This is a genomic window from Amycolatopsis samaneae, assembly GCF_039541975.1.
Taxonomy (GTDB): Bacteria; Actinomycetota; Actinomycetes; order Mycobacteriales; family Pseudonocardiaceae; genus Amycolatopsis; species Amycolatopsis samaneae.
On sequence record NZ_BAABHG010000008.1, the window covers coordinates 54,114 to 72,909 of the forward strand.

Sequence of the window (18,796 nt, forward strand, 5' to 3'; positions counted from 1 at the left end):
AGGATCCGCCGCACACGTAAGGAAGTCTTCCTAACAATTGGGAGCCAGGCCATGCGGAAACTCATCCTGCTCGCGATCCTCCTGTTCGCCGCGGCGGTCACCCCCTCGGCGCTGGCCGCGGCGTCGCCGTCGTCCGCCGCTCCTGTTGCCGCCGGCTCCGCCGCCGGGGCGTCGGTCCAGGCGGGGCCGAGCGCCGCGGAACTGCTGGCGAAGACCGGCAACTGCAAGCAGATCTCGAAGGGCAAGTACAAGACCGACGAGGAAACCGGCGCCACGATCCCGGTGTGCGACGCGAACGGCGCCGTGTTCTGGAAGGCCGACATGGACATCGACTGCGACGGCCAGCGGACCGCGCAGTGCAACGAGAACACCGACTGCTGTTTCCAGCCGGACACCGCTTTCCCGCAGTCCGACGGGAAACCGCTGAACGCGGCGGCGTTGCCGTACATCGTCGTGCCGCAGTCGAGCGGGATCTGGAACTACGCGGCGTCGAAGTTGCAGGGCGCCGGGTCGTGCGCGGTGATCTACAACAACAAGGTGGTCTACGCGGTCATCGGTGACACGGGGCCGAAGTCCATCATCGGCGAAGCTTCCTACGCCACCGCGAAGGCGCTGGGCATCAACCCCGACCCGAAGAACGGCGGCGTCGACTCCGGCGTGACCTACATCTGCTTCAAGGGGTCCAAGGTTTCCCCGATCGAGAACCACGGCAAGGCGACCTCGGTCGGCGAGGGGCTCGCCACGAAGTTCGTGCAGAGCAACTGATTCTTTCTTTCGGCGAAGGCCGTTTCGCGGGTTCTTTCGAACTCGTGAAACGGCCTTTCTTTGTGTGCCCGGGACTTCACTCGTCTACTGTGGACATTCTTCTCGCTGAGGGGCTTGATGTCCCGAAAGTGGCGTTGGGGACGTTGAGTGCCTCGAACGTGGCGTTCGGGGCGTTGACGAAGCGGCCCAGCGGTTGGCATTCGATCCTCTTTGGACTAGTGTCAGACCGCGAGTCGACACGCTGTGCCGAATCGCCCATTCGGTCCCTGTCGGCCGATCGGGATCAATGGGACATGGCAGGCGGGCGTCAGCCGTCATGCCGGGTCTCCCCGGTCGTCAAGGGGATCGCGCCCGTACGCGTCCGTGACGCACGACGGCGCGCGGGACCGGGAAGGGACGATTCGGGGCGGCGACGGCACTGGGGGGCCAGGGGGAAAGATGATCAGCATTCGTAAGCATCCTGGGCGATGCCCATACCGGCACTGCCGCGGTGGTGGCCGAGTTCTCACCTGAGTTCCGGCCCGATCGCGGCCGACCGCACGGCACGACGGCTACAAGACCGTCGGCCTGGCGCGGCTCGCGTTCTCCGTGGTCGACCAGGACCGGTTCGAGCGGGACCGGTCCGCACCCCGACGAGCGGACCGTCGCATCGACGGCGCCGCCCTGCCCGGAACACATGTCACGCGGTCCCGGGCAACCCTGCACCACAACAACACCGACGAAAGGTACATTCAGTGAAGATTCGGACCAAGATCCGCGGGATCGCCAAGGGACGGGCACCGCGCATGCTGGCGGCTGTGGCCCTCGCGGGCGCCGCGACGGCCGGAACCCTGGCGGCGACGGCGCCGGCTGCCTCGGCCGCCGCATCCCCGACCTACTGGGTCACCGTCAACGGCGCACGGCTGCGCGACGCCCCGAGCACCACGCACGGCAGGATCATCGACTCCGCGAACAAGGGCAACGGTTTCACCGTCTACTGCTGGACTCATCAGGATCTAAACCCGAACGGGTGGGTCTGGTACTACGGCAACCTGTGGGGCGGTCGTACGGGCTACATGTACTACGAACTGCTCCGCACGACTGCGGGCTACATTCCGCAGTGCTGAGGCGTCAGTTCTGACGCGGGTTCGCGGACGCCCGCGTCACGAACGGCGTGGTAACAAGAGAAGGGCACCGGCATGACGCCGGTGCCCTTCTCTGTTGTGGTTCCCGGGTTTCCGGCTGCGGTGGTTGGCATCGGCTGCTTCGCACACGGCAAGAGCACTCCGCCACCGCGGCCGCGACACCACCCGATCATGCAAACTCTACGGAATCCCCACCTGACCAGCATAACAACTTTACCGGAACCCTGGGGGGCCGACACCGGGCCGGGCGTTTCCCGGAGCCGGTTGTTCCGTTGCGCGCCAAGGGGAATGGGCCGAACAGCCGTATTGAGAGTCAAGGAAGCGTAACGACACGCGCCTTCGCCGAATCGACGCGCGAGAAGCGGTAACGAACCGCGTGCGGTCGCCGACCAAGGGTGCAGCGATTCCGGCTGGAGGGTGTGTCGTGCAGATCAGCGTCTTCGGGCTGGGCTACGTGGGCTGCGTGTCCGCCGCGTGCCTCGCCAGTCGTGGCCATCAGGTTGTCGGGGTGGACGTCAACCCGATCAAAATCGATCTCGTCACCCGCGGAAAGGCGCCGGTGGTCGAGGAACGCATCGGCGAACTGACCGAGGAGGTGGTGGCGTCCGGTGCCCTGCGCGCCACCACCGACGTCGCGGAAGCCGTGGCGGGCAGCGAAATCTCCCTCGTCTGCGTCGGCACGCCGTCGGCGCCCAACGGCAGCCTCTCCACCGCGTTTCTCGAACGCGTCGCGGAGGAGATCGGCGGCGCGCTGAGCGCGAAGGACACCCGCCACACGGTCGTTTTCCGCAGCACCATGCTGCCCGGCACCTGCCTCGACCTGCTGGTTCCCATTCTGGAAAAGGCTTCCGGCGGTACCGCCGGGGTCGACTTCGGCGTCGCAGTGAACCCGGAGTTCCTGCGTGAGGGCAGCAGTGTCCGCGACTTCTTCGACCCGCCCAAAACCGTCATCGGTGAATTCGACACGCAAAGCGGCGACGCCGTGGCGAAACTGTACGAGGGCCTGCCGGGTGACGTGTTCCGTGTGCCGATCCCGGTCGCCGAAATGACCAAGTACGCCGACAACGCCTTCCACGGCTTGAAGATCGGCTTCGCGAACGAACTCGGCGCCGTCTGCCGCGCGCTCGGGCTTGATTCGCACCAGGTCGTCGACGTCTTCCTCGCCGACCGCAAGCTCAACATCAGCCCCGCCTACCTCCGGCCGGGCTTCGCCTTCGGCGGATCCTGCCTGCCGAAGGACCTGCGCGGTCTCGTCTACGCCGCGCACCGCGCCGACGTGTCGGTGCCGATCCTCGCGCACGTGCTGCCGTCGAACGACGAGCACCTGCAGCGCGCGTACGAACTCGTCGCCCGCACCGGGAAACGCAAGATCGGCCTGTTCGGGCTGTCGTTCAAGCCCGGGACCGACGACCTCCGCGAAAGCCCGCTCGTCGAATTGGCGGAACGCCTGCTTGGCAAGGGCTACGACCTCAAGATCTACGACGCCAACGTCAGCCTGTCCCGGCTGATGGGCGCCAATCGCGAATACATCGAGAGCAGGCTTCCGCACCTCGGCCAGCTGCTCGCGGGCTCCATCGGCGAGGTGCTCGCCCACGCCGACGTGTGCCTCGTCGGCTGCACCGACGCCGCGGTTTCCGCTGCGCTCCCGCGTGGCGGCGACCAGGTACTCATCGATCTCGTCCGCCTCCCCGACGCGGCCACGCGTCGGAACGAAAAGGGATACGTCGGCCTTGCCTGGTGAAAACGGTAAGAGAGCTCTGATCCTCGTCGAGAATCTTTCGGTCCCGTTCGATCGCCGGGTGTGGCAGGAAAGCACCACCCTGCGCGACGCCGGGTGGGAGGTGCACGTCATCTGCCCACAGGGCACGAAACGGGACACCGAGCCCTACGCGGAAATCGACGGCGTCCGTGTCCACCGCTATCCGCTGAAGGCCGCGACGGGTGGCCCCGCCGGATATCTCCAGGAGTACGGATCCGCGCTGTGGCACACGATCCGGCTCGCCAGAAAGGTCGCGCGGCTGGGCCACATCGACGTCGTGCACGCCTGCAACCCGCCGGACCTGCTGTTCCTCGTCGCGTTGCTGCTCAAGCGCCGTGGCACGCGGTTCGTCTTCGACCAGCACGACCTGTGCCCCGAGCTGTACCTGTCCCGCTTCGACCGCGGCGAGGACCTGCTCTACCGGGGCGTGTGCGCGCTCGAACGCGCCACCTACCGCGCCGCCGACGTCGTGATCGCCACCAACGAAAGCTACCGCGAAGCGGCACTGACCCGAGGACGGAAGTCCCCGGACGACGTCTTCGTGGTGCGCAGCGCGCCGGTGATCGACCGCTTCCGGCAGGTCCCCGCCGAGCCGGAACTCAAGCGCGGCAAGCCACATCTGCTCTGCTACCTCGGGGTCATGGGACCGCAGGACGGCGTCGACTACGCCCTGCGCGCGCTGGCTTCGCTGCGTGACGAGCACGGCCGCGACGACTGGCACGCCGCGTTCGTCGGCTCCGGCGACACCTTCGACGAAATGGTCGCGCTGGCGAAGCGGCTGGGCCTTGCCGAGCGGGTCGAGTTCACCGGACGCATCCCGGACGCCGACCTGGTGCGGTACCTGTCCGCCGCCGACGTCTGCCTCGCGCCGGACCCGATGAACCCGCTCAACGACGTGTCGACGATGAACAAGATCATGGAGTACATGGCCATGAGCCGTCCGCTCGTCTCGTTCGACCTGCGTGAGGCGCGGGTTTCCGCGGGCGACGCGGCGCTTTACGCGCCCGCCAACGACGTCGGGGAGTTCGCGAAGCTCATCGCGAAACTGCTCGACGATCCCGCCGAGCGCGCCCGCATGGGCGAACTGGGCAAGGCGCGGGTGAACGGACCCCTTTCCTGGGACAACTCCCGTATCGCGCTGCTGGCCGCTTACGACCGTGCCACCGCCTGAAACCGGCGGCTCGACAAAGCTTTGAACAAATCTCCGGCATAGCTGTAACCAATGTCGTGAACACGACGACGGGTGTGGTGGAAAGCCGCGCTGCTGGCGGCGAAATGCCTTCTCAGGACGGGAGAACCCGGCGGTGCGTGACGATACGGTGCGCCTGGCCAAGGTCGGGCAGGTCCTCCGCGGGCGATGGCGGCTGCTCGCCGTGCTCGTCGTGGCGGGGGCCCTGGCCGGGGCCGGGGCGTCCCTGTTGTTCTCCCCCGGGTACAAGACCACCGCGAGCGTCCTCATGCAGGGCCCCCGGCAGGCCGACGAACTGCTGACCCAGGCGCAGGTCGCGACCAGTTCCGTGGTGCTCGACCGGGCCGCGGCCAACCTCGGCTGGCACGTCTCCTCCGACGAGCTCCGCAAGCGGGTCGCCGCGTCGGCCTCCCAGGGCAACGTGGTGAACCTGGAGGTCTCCGGGGACACCGCCGAGCACGCGCGGCAGCTCGCCGACCAGGTCGCGGACCAGTTCGTGAAGTACTCGACCCAGCTGCTGGCCAACAGCATGGACCCAGCGGGCCAGCTCGCGCGGGAACAGCGGGAGACGCTGCGCCAGCAGGTCACGCAGACGAACCAGAAGATCTCCGACCTGGCGCGCGCGGTCACCGGCCGGGACCTGACCGTGGAAAGCGTCCAGGCCAGGACCCAGCTGGAGGGGCTGCGCACCTCGCTGGAACAGGCGATCAACAACCTCAACCAGGCCGACGCCGCCACCGCGCAGGGCAACATGGTCGTGATGGGCCCGGCCGCGCTGCCGAGTGCCCCGGCCGCGCCGACCCTGCCCCAGCTCGTCGCGGGCGGTGCCCTGCTGTTCTTCCTCGCCGGTGTCCTCGGGCACCTGTTCGCCGCCCGCGCCGATCGCAGGCTCCGCGGCGAGCGGGAGATCGCCGCCGCGCTCGGCGCGCCGATCCTCGCCGGGGTCGAGGTTCCCGGCACCGCGGCGCCGGACTCCGGGCGTGGGCTGCGCGGCACCCTGCGCCGGGCGGTGGGCGGCGACCGGCCGTGGGACGTCCCGCGCCTCGGGATTCCCGCGGACGACCTCGATCGCGACGTCCGCTACCGGCGTGTCCTGTCCCGGCTGGGGCTTTCCGGCCGTACCCGCGAGCGGATCCTTGTGCTCACCGCGGCCGGCGACGGGCCCGCGAGCGGGGCTGTCGACCGGCTCACCGGCACGGCCGAAGCGGAGTCCGTCCCGTCATCGGCGCTGCTGCGCGCCGAGATCGACGCCACGCGGCCGATCGTCCCGGACGAAGAGGGCGTGACGGGTGTGCTCGTCGCGCTCAGCGCGGGCTCGCGGACCGCGTGGGACCTGGTCGGGATCGCCGGGGCCTGCGCGGACGCCGGGCACGAGATCGTCGGCGCGCTGCTGGCCCGCCCGGTGCGGCCGCACGCCGGAACGGTGAAGGCGGCGGACGCGATGGTGGGTTCGGCGTGACGGCCCGGCAGAGTCCTGCGGGACACCCGCACCCGATCGACGGGGACATGCGGGAAAAGCGTCGCATGCCCCCGTCTCAGACCTCCTCACAGCCGCTGCTCGACCTGCCGCGGCTGATCTCCTCGGTCCGCAGGGGCCGCGGGCTGTGGTTGTCGCTCGCCCTGCTCGGCTTCCTGATCGGTGGCGCGGTCGCGGTCGTGCTGCCCGCCCCGCCGACCGCGGTCACCAAGATCATCGTGCTGCACAAGGACGATTCCCCGACCGACAGCGGCACCCTGATCCGCACCGACGTCGCCCTGCTGCAGACGACGCAGATCGCCGCCGCCGCGCTGAAAGCCGTCAACAGCACGCAGAAACCGGAAGACTTCCTGAAGGACTACCAGGGTCTCGGCCTGACGAACAACGTCCTCCAGGTGACGGTCAAGGGCACCAGCCCCGGCGACGCGACCGCGCGGGCGAAGGCGCTCGCGGACGCGTTCATCGCCGATCACGCGCAACGCAACCAGGCCGCCGCGTCCGCGCAGGCCAAGGCGCTGAGCGACCAGCGCGGCCAGGTCCAGGCACAGCTCAACTCCGTCGACGCGCAGATCACCGAAAAGGAGAAGACGAACGCGAGGGGCCGCACCGCGGGCGACGCGACGGAACTCGAGACGCTGTATGGCAGACGGGCCGCGCTCACCGCGCAGATCTCCGACTTCGAACAGCGCGCGCAACAGGCCGGGATCGGGACGCCGCAGGTCGCCGCGGGCACCCAGATCATCGAGACGCCACGCGCACTGCCCGTTTCGCTGCTCAAGACCGGTGCGCTCGACAGCGGCATCGGCCTCGCGCTGGGCCTGGCACTCGGGCTCGCGCTCGCCATGGTCCGCGGCGTCGTACGGGACCGGCCGGTGCTGCGCCGCGAGATCTCCGAACACCTCGGCGCGTCGGTCATCGCCCAGCTTTCCTCGCCGCCGCGAGGGCCGGTCAAACTCTGGCGGCGGACGCGCGGGGTCACCGATCGGAAGAGAATCGCGACCACGCTCGTGCGCGCGATCCGGACCGACAACGAATCCGTGTCGCTGCTGGAACTCGGCTGCGCGAAGGTCACCGCGGCGCTCGCGCTCGACATCGCCGCCGAACTCGGCGAACCCGGCACTCCCGTGGTGCTCGTCGACGACCTGCCGGGCGGCGAACTGCGCGCGCTCGCCGCCGCCTCGGGCAGCACGGCCGAAATCGTGGCGGTCGGTGAGATACCGGACGGGTCCGGGGTGCGCCGCGTCGGGGTCGGCTCGGTCTCGCCGGGGGCGGCGTGGACCGACCTCGACGCGCTCGGCGAGGAGACCGTGCTCGTCGTGCGGGCCGGGCGGGAAAGCACGTTGTGGCTGCACACCGTGGCGCGGCAGCTGGCCGACCGCGCCATCCCGATCATCGGTGTCGTGCTCGTCGACCCCGATCCCCGCGACCGCACCGACGGCACCCTGTGGGACGGCCTGCACACCGCGCTGCGCGGGCGGGCGGGCGCGCGGTCTCGCGACCTCTCGAATTCCGAAGCACCGACCCGGTTCCTGGCACCGGTCAACGCGGAAGTCTCGTGACGACCGCGCCGCGCTCCACGATGTGAAGGGGACGCCACGCAGATGTGCGGCATCGCAGGCACCTACCAGTGGCCCGACGGCGGCCCGCTGACGCAGCGGCTCACGAAGGCGCTGGCCCACCGGGGCCCGGACGGAACGGGGCACTACGAACACCCCGCCGGCCCCGGAGAAGTCCACTTCGGACACAGACGATTGGCGATCATCGACCTGTCGGAGACCGGCGCGCAGCCGATGGTCTCCGACGGTCTCGCGCTGACCTACAACGGCGAGCTGTACAACGCGCCGGAGCTGCGTGCCGAGCTGGCGGCGGCGGGCGCGCGGTTCCGCGGCACCTCCGACACCGAGGTGCTGCTGTGGGCGTGGCGGGCGTGGGGCGTCGACTGCCTGCCCCGGCTGCGGGGCATGTTCGCGTTCGCGGTGTTCGACGAGCGCACCGGTGAGCTCGTGCTGGCCCGCGACCAGCTGGGCGTCAAACCGCTGTTCCTGGTGCGCCGGGGCGGCGGGGTGGTGTTTTCCTCGGAGTTGAAGGCGCTCGCGTCCGAACTCGGCGGCTCGCTGCGCGTCGACGAGGCCGCGCTGGTGGCCTCGCTGCTCTACTACTGGGTGCCGGACAGCCGGTGTGCGTTCCGCGAGGCCGAAAAGCTCCCGCCCGGCAGCTGGCTGCGCTTCCGCCCCGACGGCCGTACCGAGCAGGGCCGGTTCTGGTCCCTGCGCGAGGTCGCGGCCGAAGGCGCCGAGTACGAGGGCGACGTCGACCTGCACGCCGTTGTCGCCGAGTCGACAAGGAAACACCTGCTCGCCGACGTCCCGGTCGCGACGTTCCTGTCGGGTGGGCTCGATTCGAGCTACCTGACCGCGCTCGCCGCGCGCGAGCGTCCGGGGATTTCGGCCTACACCATCGGTTTCCGCGCCGAGGACGCGAAGTTCGAGGCCATGCCCGACGATCTGCGCTACGCCCGGCAGGTCGCCGCGAAGTTCGGCGTCGACCTGCACGAGATCGAGATCGCGCCGAAGGTCCTAGACCTGCTGCCGAGGATGACCTATCACCTCGACGAGCCGATCGGCGACCCGGCGGCGATCAACACGGTCCTGATCTGCACCGCCGCGCGGGAGGCGGGGATCAAGGTCATGCTGTCCGGGATGGGCGCCGACGAGCTGTTCGCCGGGTACCGCAAGCACCTCGCGAACGTACTGGCGCTGCGCTACCAGCGCGTTCCCGGCATGCTGAGACGGCCGGTCCAGTCCCTTGTGGACAGAATGCCGGTCGCGACGGCGAAGCGCGGGTTCCGTTCGGTGCGGTTCGCGAAGCGGTTCCTCTCCTTCGCCGAGCTGCCGGAGGAGACGGCGTTCCGGCGCAGCTACACGATGTATGACCGGGCCGAGCTGCTCGACCTCCTCGACCCGGACCTCGCGTCCACTGTGGACGACGTGCTGACCGAGCACGCCGACACCTACCACGACACCGTCCTCGACGACTTCGTCAACCGGATGTGCCTCGCCGATTCCCGGATGTTCCTGCCCGGCCTGAACCTGGCCTACACCGACCGCGCCAGCATGGCCGCCTCCACCGAGGTGCGGGTGCCGTTCGTGGACGTCGAGGTCGTCCGGGCCGCCTTCCGGATCCCCGGCAACCGCAAGATCGTGGGGCGGAAGGGGAAGATGGCCCTCAAACAGGCCGCGCTGTCCCTGGTGCCCGGTGAGATCGTGCACCGGCCCAAGGGGTTGTTCAGCGCGCCGCTGCGGGCGTGGATGAGCCGGGACCTCGCGCCGATGGTGCGGGAGGTCGTCGAGTCCGGCGAACTGGTGAAGTCCGGGTTCCTGCGGCGCGAGGCGTTGCGGCGGCTGGTCGACCAGGACGCGTCCGGGCAGCAGGACCGGTCGAAACACCTTTGGCACGTACTGACTCTCGAACACTGGTACCGCGGCGCCATCGCCGCGGGCGCGGGCAGCGGCACATACCAAGGAGACCGAAAGTAAGCCAACCACAGAAGGCAGGCGGACTTGCGAAGCCGCTTACTTTCGATCGGTTTGGTATCTACTGGCACTGTAGGAGCGACGTGAAACAGGTAGTGCAGAACTACAAGAGCGGTGAGCTGGCCCTTCTCGAAGTCGCCGCGCCGGCGTGCAAGGCGGGCGGGGTGCTCGTGCGGACGCTGTTCTCGCTGATCTCCACCGGCACCGAGATGATGAAGGTCTCCGAGGCGAGCCTTTCGCTGGTGGGCAAGGCCCGCGCCCGGCCGGACCAGGTCGCGAAGGTCGTGCAGAGCGTGGCCACCAACGGTCTCGCCGCCACCTACCGCAAGGCCATCAACAAGCTCGACTCCTACACCCCGCTCGGCTATTCGCTGTGCGGGGTGGTGGAACAGGTCGGCGACGGGATCGAGGACGTCGCCGTCGGTGACCTGGTGGCGTGCGCGGGCAACGAGCAAGCGCTGCACGCCGAACTGAACTGGGTGCCGAAGAACCTCTACCGCCGGGTGCCCGCCGGGGTCGATCCGCGGCACGCGGCGTTCGGCACGGTCGGGGCGATCGCGATGCAGGGGGTCCGGCGCGGCGAACCGCAGCTCGGCGACGTCGCGCTGGTCATCGGGCTCGGCCTGATCGGCCAGCTCGTGGTGCAGTTGCTGACCGCGGCCGGTGCCCGCGTGGTCGGTGTCGACCCGGACCCGGCCCGCTGCGAACTCGGCGAGCGGCTCGGCGCGCTGGCGTGCGGGAACCCGGCGTCCGAGCAGATCGAGGCCGCGGTCGCCGAGATCACCGCGGGTCACGGCGTCGACCAGGTCTACCTCGCCGCGGGCGGCGGCACGAACGAGCCGGTCGAGCTGGCCGCGAAGCTCGCGCGTGACCGCGGCCGGATCGTCGACATCGGCAAGTGCAAGCTCGACCTGCCGTGGAACGCCTACTACGAAAAGGAACTCGAGGTCCGGTTCTCCCGCTCGTACGGTCCCGGCCGGTACGACCCGGACTACGAACTGGGCGGCCGCGACTACCCGATCGGTCAGGTGCGGTGGACGGAACGCCGCAACCTCGAAAGCGTTCTCGACCTGATCGCCAGGAAGCGCATCGACGTCGAGCCGTTGATCTCGCACGTCGCGGACTTCGACACCGCCGTCGAGACGTACCGCAGTCTCGACGAGGGCGAGCTGAAGGCGGTGGCGGTGCTCTTCCGCTATCCCGTCGAGCACCCGGCGCTCGGAGCTACCCGCGTCGGAAAGCCGGTGCTCGCGGCACCGCGCGCGGTACCGGCGGCCAAGGCCGCGAAGGCACTTCCGCTGGGACAGCCGCTGCGGGTCGGGTTCGTCGGCGCGGGGAACTACGCGTCCTCGATGCTCCTGCCGCACCTGGCCGAGATGACCGACGTCCGGCTCGCGCAGGTCGCCACCACCTCGGCGCTTTCCGGCGCGAACGCCCAGCGCAAGTTCGGGTTCGCCGAGGCGTCCACCGACGTCGGCAACGTGCTGGAGGACCCGGCGATCGACGCGGTGTTCGTGGTGACCCGGCACAGCTCGCACGCCGAGCTGACCCGGCGCGCGCTGCTCGCGGGCAAGGCGGTGTTCGTCGAGAAACCCCTCGCACTGTCCGAAAAAGAACTGTCCACTGTGCTCGAAGCGATCGAAGAGTCGGGCAACGACCGGCTCCAGGTCGGCTTCAACCGCCGCTTCGCGCCGTTGCTGACCGAGGCGCGGGGCCGGTTCGGCCCGCGGGTCGGCGCGGCCTCGGTCCGCTACCTCGTCAACGCCGGGCAGCTCGACCACAAGAGCTGGTACAACCAGGCCGACACCGAGGGCTCGCGGTTCGCCGGCGAGGGCGGGCACTTCGTCGACACGGTCAGCTGGCTGCTCGGCGCCGATCCGGAGTCGGTGTACGCGTGCGCGACGCCGGGTGGTGCCGACCTCCAGATCCTCCTGCGTTACCCGGGCGGCTCGACGGCTTCGATCGGCTACACCACCAGCGGGTCGAGCGGGTTTCCGAAGGAGACGCTCGACGTCGTGGCGGACGGGAAGGTGCTGAAGTTCGACGACTTCGTCCGCGCCTCGGTGTTCGCGCGGAAGAAGTGGGCCAGCTCGCGGATCCCGAAGGGACGCGACAAGGGACAGCGCGCCCAGCTGGAGGCGTTCGTCCGTGCGGTCCGGCGCGGTTCACCGATGCCGGTTTCGCTCGGCTCGCTGGTCGCGACGACGCTGGCCACCCTCGCCGTGCAGCGCAGCCTCACCACCGGCGCCCCGGTGCGGATCGAGGGTGTGTGATGGATCCCGCGTGGTACCTGCGCCGGCTGTCCCGGATGGGACCGGCCGAGATCGCCGGGCGCGTCACCGACGTCGTCCGCAAGCGGCAGTGGCGCGAACCGCCCGCCCAGTCCCCGCCGCTGCCCCGGCGTACCTTCGCGACGGTGCTCGGCGACGACGTGCTGAAGAACGTCGCCGAGGACGCCGTCGCCCGCCTCGTCGCGACCGCGGACCGGCTGCTGGCCGGGCACGGCGAGTACTTCGGTGTCGCACGGACGGATCTGGTCGCGCCGGACTGGTCGGCCGATCCGAAGACCGGCCGGCGTGCACCGTCCGATGTGTACTCCTTCGGTATCGACTACCGCAGTGAGGAAACGGTCGGGGACATCAAGCAGATCTGGGAGCCCTCCCGCCACCAGCACCTGACCGTGCTCGCCGCGGCGTTCGCGCTGACCGGGGAACAGCGCTACGCCCGGCGCGTCGCCGAGCACCTGCGGTCGTGGTGGTCGGCGAACCCGCCGATGCGCGGCGTGCACTGGGTGAGCGGGATCGAACTGGGCATCCGGCTGCTGTCCTGGGTCTGGGTCCGCCGCCTGCTCGACGGCTGGCCCGGTGTGCGCGAGCTGTTCGAGGACAACCCCGAGGCGCTGCGCCAGATCTGGTACCACCAGCGCTGGCTGGCTGACTTCCCGAGCCGGGGATCCTCGGCGAACAACCACGCCGTCGCCGAGGCGGCCGGGCGGCTGGCCGCCGCGTCCGCGTTCGGCTGGTTCCCGGAATCGCCGGAGTGGCGGGCGGACGCGCTGCGGTCGCTCGACGGGCACCTGCGCGCCAACACCTTCGACTCCGGCCTCAACCGCGAGCTGGCCACCGAGTACCACGGCCTCGTCATGGAGCTGGGCCTCGCGGCCGCGGTGGAAGCGCAGGCGGCGGGCGTGCACGTCCCGGACTCGACCTGGCTGGTGCTGCGGCGGATGTGCGACGCCCTGGCATCCATTGTGGACTCATCGTTGCGCCCGCCGAGACAGGGCGACGCCGACGACGGGTTCGGCCTGGTCGTCGATGGCGCGGGCACCAGCCGCTGGGCGTCGCTGCTTGCCACCGGGGACGTGCTGTTCGGTCGTCGCGACTGGTGGCCCGAAGTGTCCGAAAAGGATGTTCGGACCCCGCTGCTCACCGCGCTCGGCCCGGCTCCCCGGCCGACGTCCGCGCGGCCGGCACGCCGCGCCGCGCACCTCGCCGACGCCGGGATGACGATCCTGCGCTCGCGGGCCGACTCGGGCGAGGTCTGGTGCCGGTGCGACGCCGGACCGCACGGGTTCGGCTCGATCGCCGCGCACGCCCACGCCGACGCGCTGTCGGTGGAGGTCCGCCACGACGGCGTCGAGATCCTCGTCGACCCGGGAACGTACTGCTACCACGGGGAACCCCGTTGGCGGTCGTACTTCCGGTCCACCCTCGGGCACAACACCCTGGAACTGGACGGGGCCGACCAGTCCGCCTCGGGCGGCCCGTTCCTGTGGGTCCGGCACGCGCACACCACGGTCCTCGACGTGCACACCCCCGAGGGCGGCCCGTCGCGGTGGAGCGCCGAGCACGACGGCTACCGCCCGGCGGTCCACCGGCGCTCGGTGACCCTCGACGGCGGGACACTCACCATCCGCGACGAGGTGGACGGCGCGGCGGGGCGCTGGGGGCGGCTCGCCTTCCACCTCGGCCCCGCCGTCGACGTCGATCTCGACGGCCGCACGGCACGTCTGAAGTGGACGGACCACACCGCGGTGCTGGCACTGCCGGAACAGCTCGCCTGGACGGCGCACCGGGGGCAGGAGGATCCGCCGCTGGGCTGGTACTCGGCGGGTTTCGGCCGCCGTGAGCCCACGACGACGCTCGTCGGCAGTGGCGGTGTGGGCGGTGTGACGACGCGCCTGACGTTCGACGCTTAGTCCACAACGGACAGTCCACGATGGAAAGGAGGTTCGCGGTGTTCCGGACGAGGAGCCTGGCGGTGGCGCTCGGTACCGTCGCGCTGGTGTCGGGCGCGTGTGCCGGGCAGGACGGCGACGCCGCGAACCGGCCGCCATCGGCGGCGCCGTCCGGGCAGGTCGCCGCGATGTGCGACCGGCTGCCGCCCGGCCCGGCCACCGCGCCGGCGGGCGCGGTGGCGGTCGACCCGGCGGTCAAGGGCGACCTGCGAGAGAAGACCAAGGCGAGCCCGCCGGGCACGACGTTCTGGCTCGCGCCGGGCACGCACCTGCTCGGCGACGACCGGTACCACCAGGTCGAGCCGAAGGACGGGGACGTCTACCTCGGCGCACCGGGGGCCGTCGTGGACGGCAGGAAGACCAACAACTACGCGTTCACCGGACACGCGAAGAACGTCAGGATCCAGTACCTGACGGTCCAGGGATTCACCGCGCCGCGTGACGAGGGCGTGGTCAACCACGACTCCGGCGACGGCTGGGTGATCGAGCACAGCGCGATCCAGGACAACGACGGCGCCGGGCTGATGGCGGGCGCCGGTCAGCAGGTCAGGGGCGACTGCCTGCGGCGCAACGGCCAGTACGGGATGAACGCGTTCGCCGAGGGCAACCGGATCACCGGGCTCGTCGTCGAGGGCAACGAGATCGCCGGGAACAACACCGGCGACTGGGAGAAGCGCGTCGATGGCTGCGGCTGCACCGGCGGGGTCAAGTTCTGGTCGGTCAACGGCGCCGACGTGCGCGGGAACTGGGTGCACGACAACCGGGGCACCGCGCTGTGGGCGGACACGAACAACAACGACTTCGTCATCGAGGGCAACGTCATCGAGGGCAACGACGGCCCGGCGATCTTCTACGAGATCAGCTACAACGCGATCATCCGGGACAACACGATCCGCCGGAACAACTGGGTGGAGGGCCGCAAACGCGCCGACGGCGGCGACAACTTCCCGGCGGGCACGGTCTACCTGTCCGAGGCGGGCGGCGAGCCGAGGGTGCCCGCCCGCACCGACAGGATCGACTTCTCCGGCAACGTGCTGCAGGACAACTGGTCCGGGGTGACGCTGTGGGAGAACGCCGACCGCTTCTGCAACAGCCCGGCGAACACCTCCACCGACTCCTGCACCCGCCTGGTCCCCGACCGCGCCCGGTGCGCGGCGCCCGGCATCGACGTGGCGCCGTTGCGTGCCGACTGCCGCTGGAAGACCGCGCGCGTCGAGATCCACGACAACCGGTTCCTGCTCGATCCCGCCGTCGTCGGCTGCACCACGGCCTGCGGCCGGATGGCGCTGCTGTCGAACTACGGCACCTACCCGGACTGGTCGCCCTACCGGGGCGGCACGGTGCAGGACGCGATCACGTTCGGCCAGGGAAACCGCTGGTACCACAACACCTACACCGGCCCGTGGACGTTCGTGGCCCACGAACCCGGCCATGTCGTCGAGTTCGGGGAGTGGCGGGGCGCGCCGTACGGGCAGGACAGGGACAGCACCTTCGGCGGGGGTGGCTGAGGTGACCGAAGCGACCGCCGCGCGCGCTCCGGAGTCCACTGTGGACGAGCCGAGGCCGCCGAAGCTGGTGGGCGCCGCGTGGACGCTGCTGATCGTCAACACCCTCGGCTCGACCGGGGCGCAGACGGTGATCCCGCTGCCGCGTTCGGTGAGCCAGCTGGTCACCATGGGCTCGCTGATGACGGCGTTCGTGCTGGCGCTGCTGCTCAACCCGCGCATCCGGATCCGGCCCAGCGCCTATCTGCTGCTGCTCACGTTCCTGCTGGTCACCAGCGTCGTGGCGAGCGCCGATCTCCAGTCGGGCCTCGGCGCGCTGTTCCGCTGCTTCCGGTTTTCGGTCTTCCTCGCCACGCTGTGGCTGCTGACGCGGTGGTGGGACGGCGGTGTCGCGTTCGTCCGGCACCACATCCGCGCGTACGGCGCCGTGCTGGTGACCGTCGCGATCGGGCTCGTCGTCGCGCCGGGCAAGGCGTTCCCGGACATCTACGGTGGCAGGCTCTCCGGCGCGGTGTGGCCGCTCACCCCGCCGCAGGTCGGCCAGTACGCGGCGGTCATCGCCGGGCTTTCGCTGCTGCTCTGGCTCGCCCGCCGCACCGACCGGTGGAGCGCGCTCGCCGTCGTCGTCCCGTCCCTCGGCCTGCTGCTGCTGACCCACACCCGCACGGCGACGCTCGGCCTGGTCGCCGGGCTGGCGGTCGCGCTCGGCTCGCTGCTGCTCACCAGCGTCCGCGCGCGGAAGGTGTTCGCCTGGAGCACGCTGGTGGTCGGGTTCGCGGCGGTCGTGCTGGCCTCGGCGCTGGAGGCGTGGTTCCTGCGCGGGCAGAGCGCGGACAACTTCTCCAGCCTGACCGGCCGCGCGAAGGTGTGGGACGCGCTGCTGGACGCGCCGCGCTCGGCCTTCGGTTACCTCTTCGGCGTCGGGCTGACCGACAAGTCCTACGCCGGTCTGCCGATCGACAGCAGCTGGCTCGCGGTCTACCACGAGCAGGGCTTCATCGGGATCGCACTGGTCGCGCTGTTCCTGCTGGTGCTGGTGGTCGTCGCGATGCTGCGTCCGCCGTCGCCGCAGCGGGCGTGCGCGCTGTTCCTGATCACCTACTGCCTGAGCGCCTCCTACACCGAGGCCGGGCTGGGCGACGCCTCGCCGTATCTGCTGCACCTCGCGGTCGCGGCGTCCCTGCTGGCGCGTGGCCCGGACATCGACAGGGACGAGTTCGTTCCCGGGGGAGAGGCACGATGAAGGTCCTGGTGGTGCACAACCGCTACCGGTCCGAACAGCCGAGCGGCGAGAACGCCGTCGTCGACCAGGAGGTGGCGCTGCTGGCCGAGGGCGGGCACCGGGTCGCGCTCGCCGAACGCCGCAGCGACGACATCGCGGCGATGTCCCTGCCGCGCAAGGCCGCGGTGCCGCTGCTGGTGCCGTGGAACCCGGCCGCGCGGCGGGACCTGCGGACGCGGCTGCGGGTCGAGCGCCCGGACGTGGTGCACCTGCACAACACGTTCCCGCTGTTCTCGCCGTCGGTGGTGGCCGCGTGCGCGGACGCGCGGGTGCCGGTGGTCGCGACGCTGCACAACTACGCGATGGTCTGCCCGCCGGGGACGCTCTACCGCGACGGGCGCGTCTGCACCGACTGCGTCGGCGGCCCGCCACTGCCCGCCGTGCGGCACGGCTGCTACCGGGGCTCGGCGGTCGCGACGGCGCCGATGGCGGTGAGCGCGGTGGTGAACCGGCGGCGCTGGTGGTCCGGGGTCGACCGGTTCTTCTGCATCTCGGCCGCGCAGCGCGCCACACTGGTGGCGGCGGGGATGCCCGCCGAGCGGCTGGCCGTGAAGCACAACTTCGTCCCGGATCCCGGCGTCCGCCGGTCCGGCACGGGCTCGCACCTCCTGTTCCTCGGCCGGATCACCGCCGAGAAGGGTGTCCGGACGCTGATGTCCGCGTGGGATCTCGTGGCGGCCGACGGTGGCCTCGGGCTGCCGCTGGTCCTCGCGGGCACCGGCCCGCTGGCCGACGACGTCTCGCGCTGGGCCGCGGGCCGCGACGACGTCCGATACGTCGGCCTGAAGTCCAAAGAGGACTGTCGGGCGCTGACCGCGGACGCCGCCGCGGTGGTCGCGCCGTCGTCCTGGCTGGAGGCGTTCGGGCTGGTCGTGGTCGAGGCGATGGCCGCGGGCGTGCCGGCGGTGGCGTCGGCTCACGGTGCCTTCACCGAACTGGTCGATGATGGGGAGACGGGCCTGCTGCACCGCCCGGACGACCCGGCGTCGCTCGCGGAGTGCCTGCGGCGGATCGTCTCGGCGGGCAACCGCACGATGGGCGAAGCGGCGAGGCTGCGCTACGAGAAGGGCTTCACGCCGTCGGTCGGACTGGACCGGCTGGTCGCCGGGTACGCCGCCGCGATCGCCGCGCACGCCTCGTCCGGCGGTGCGGGCCGGGCGAGGAGCTTCCGCTGACCGAGCTACGAGACGGTGCCCGCAGGGCTTTCGACGCTGTCGCGTCCACACCCGCGGCGTTGCCGCCCTTGCTGCGTACTCCGGCGCTCGTGCTGGCGGTTCTCGGGGTACTCGTGGTTTTCGTGCTCGCCGTGGTCTTCGCGGGCGAGACCTCGGCCGGTGGCGTGGACGCGGCGATCCTGCCCGTCGTCGACGGTGTCGAACCGCCGTTGCGGTACGTGGCGCTGGTGTTCGACTTCGGCGGCGAGCCATGGGGCGCTCCGTTGCTGGTGGCCGTCGTGGTCGCGGTGTGCCTGTGGCGGCGCCGGTCCCGGCTCGCGGTGGCCGCGGTCGCCGGGGTGATCGTGACGGTCGGGGTGACCAGCGTGCTGAAACCCGTTGCCGGACGGATGATCCACGAGCACTACCTGTCCTTCCCGAGCGGGCACACCGCCTTCGCGACGGCGCTGGCGGTGGTGATCGCGCTGCTGTTCGCCGAGCGCCTGGGCCGGACCGCGGCCGTGGCGCTGCTGCTGGGATTCGCGCTGTTCGCCGGGCTGCTGATGGGCTGGGCGCAGGTCGCGCTCGGCGCGCACTACCCGACGGACGCGCTGGGCGGGTTCTTCGTGGCACTGACCGTCATGCTCACGGTGGCGTGGGCCGTGGACCGTGTCGCGGACCAGCCTCGCCGTCACGCTGGATGATCAGTCGCTAACCTTGAGCATCGAGACACGGCCGTTGGGTCCAAAGTCTTGCGCCGAATGCTCAGGG

At 70.6% G+C, this 18,796-nt stretch carries 13 protein-coding genes; all 13 read left to right on the forward strand.

Annotation, left to right across the window (positions count from 1 at the left end; all coding sequences use genetic code 11):
* The first annotated feature begins 51 nt into the window (after positions 1 to 51).
* Entirely contained in the window at positions 52 to 765 is a 714-nt protein-coding gene (locus tag ABD987_RS21545) for a glycoside hydrolase family 75 protein (RefSeq protein ID WP_345396386.1), read from the forward strand.
* A gap of 734 nt (positions 766 to 1,499) precedes the next feature.
* On the forward strand, positions 1,500 to 1,871 hold the full coding sequence (locus tag ABD987_RS21550) for a hypothetical protein (RefSeq protein WP_345396389.1): 372 nt from the start codon (positions 1,500 to 1,502) through the stop codon (positions 1,869 to 1,871).
* A 442-nt stretch (positions 1,872 to 2,313) separates the two neighbouring features.
* Positions 2,314 to 3,630, forward strand: coding sequence for a nucleotide sugar dehydrogenase (locus ABD987_RS21555; protein ID WP_345396392.1), 1,317 nt, complete (start codon positions 2,314 to 2,316; stop codon positions 3,628 to 3,630).
* Between the two features lie 16 nt (positions 3,631 to 3,646).
* A complete protein-coding gene (locus tag ABD987_RS21560) occupies positions 3,647 to 4,819 on the forward strand; it encodes a glycosyltransferase family 4 protein (protein WP_378214164.1) in 1,173 nt (390 codons plus the stop codon).
* A gap of 133 nt (positions 4,820 to 4,952) precedes the next feature.
* Entirely contained in the window at positions 4,953 to 6,296 is a 1,344-nt protein-coding gene (locus tag ABD987_RS21565; protein ID WP_345396398.1) for a GumC domain-containing protein, read from the forward strand.
* Between the two features lie 65 nt (positions 6,297 to 6,361).
* Positions 6,362 to 7,873, forward strand: coding sequence for a Wzz/FepE/Etk N-terminal domain-containing protein (locus ABD987_RS21570; protein WP_345396401.1), 1,512 nt, complete (start codon positions 6,362 to 6,364; stop codon positions 7,871 to 7,873).
* A 42-nt stretch (positions 7,874 to 7,915) separates the two neighbouring features.
* A complete protein-coding gene (asnB, locus tag ABD987_RS21575) occupies positions 7,916 to 9,850 on the forward strand; it encodes an asparagine synthase (glutamine-hydrolyzing) (RefSeq protein WP_345396404.1) in 1,935 nt (644 codons plus the stop codon).
* An 80-nt stretch (positions 9,851 to 9,930) separates the two neighbouring features.
* On the forward strand, positions 9,931 to 12,120 hold the full coding sequence (locus ABD987_RS21580) for a bi-domain-containing oxidoreductase (RefSeq protein ID WP_345396407.1): 2,190 nt from the start codon (positions 9,931 to 9,933) through the stop codon (positions 12,118 to 12,120).
* Positions 12,120 to 14,045 (forward strand): alginate lyase family protein, encoded by a 1,926-nt coding sequence (locus tag ABD987_RS21585; protein ID WP_345396410.1) that lies wholly within the window; start codon positions 12,120 to 12,122, stop codon positions 14,043 to 14,045. The genes ABD987_RS21580 and ABD987_RS21585 overlap by 1 nt, the downstream gene beginning before the upstream one ends.
* Positions 14,046 to 14,065: 20 nt before the next feature.
* The gene (locus ABD987_RS21590) at positions 14,066 to 15,592 is read left to right on the forward strand and encodes a right-handed parallel beta-helix repeat-containing protein (protein ID WP_378214157.1); all 1,527 of its coding nucleotides are present in this window, start codon (positions 14,066 to 14,068) and stop codon (positions 15,590 to 15,592) included.
* 40 nt (positions 15,593 to 15,632) lie between these two features.
* Positions 15,633 to 16,832, forward strand: a complete 1,200-nt coding sequence (locus ABD987_RS21595; RefSeq protein WP_345397483.1) for an O-antigen ligase family protein — start codon at positions 15,633 to 15,635, stop codon at positions 16,830 to 16,832.
* The gene (locus ABD987_RS21600; RefSeq protein WP_345396413.1) at positions 16,829 to 18,046 is read left to right on the forward strand and encodes a glycosyltransferase; all 1,218 of its coding nucleotides are present in this window, start codon (positions 16,829 to 16,831) and stop codon (positions 18,044 to 18,046) included. Before ABD987_RS21595 ends, ABD987_RS21600 begins: the two co-directional genes overlap by 4 nt.
* Before the next feature lie 59 nt (positions 18,047 to 18,105).
* Positions 18,106 to 18,729 (forward strand): phosphatase PAP2 family protein, encoded by a 624-nt coding sequence (locus tag ABD987_RS21605; protein WP_345396416.1) that lies wholly within the window; start codon positions 18,106 to 18,108, stop codon positions 18,727 to 18,729.
* Positions 18,730 to 18,796: the final 67 nt, after the last annotated feature.